This is a genomic window from Psychrobacter sp. 16-MNA-CIBAN-0192 (assembly GCF_040309565.1).
Classification (GTDB): Bacteria; Pseudomonadota; Gammaproteobacteria; order Pseudomonadales; family Moraxellaceae; genus Psychrobacter.
Genome location: NZ_JBEOOX010000331.1, coordinates 1 through 265, shown reverse-complemented (window position 1 = coordinate 265; position 265 = coordinate 1). Strand labels below are relative to the sequence as shown.

Sequence of the window (265 nt, the reverse complement as noted above, 5' to 3'; positions counted from 1 at the left end):
CCGCAACTGCTGCCAACGTTCAGAGGTTAACGCGCTTTTATCACCAAAAATCAACGCTTGTAAAATATCGCCCTGAGAAAAGTGTGCCAATAAAGGCGATAATGTTTCCATGATCTGTTGACGTATCGATCCACTGTGACTAAGCAACTCAGCTTGCTTAACACGACCTTTGGCGACAATATGTTTACTAATAAAGTACTTTTGCTGGTTAAAACCACCTTGATTTTGGATACTCGAAATCCCTTTAACCTTTGCACTAAATTGC

General features: G+C 40.8%; 1 protein-coding gene. It reads right to left on the bottom strand.

Annotation, left to right across the window (positions count from 1 at the left end; genetic code table 11):
- The coding region (locus AAEY78_RS13450) for a hypothetical protein (RefSeq protein WP_352339820.1) at window positions 1-265 on the bottom strand (265 nt) is incomplete at both ends.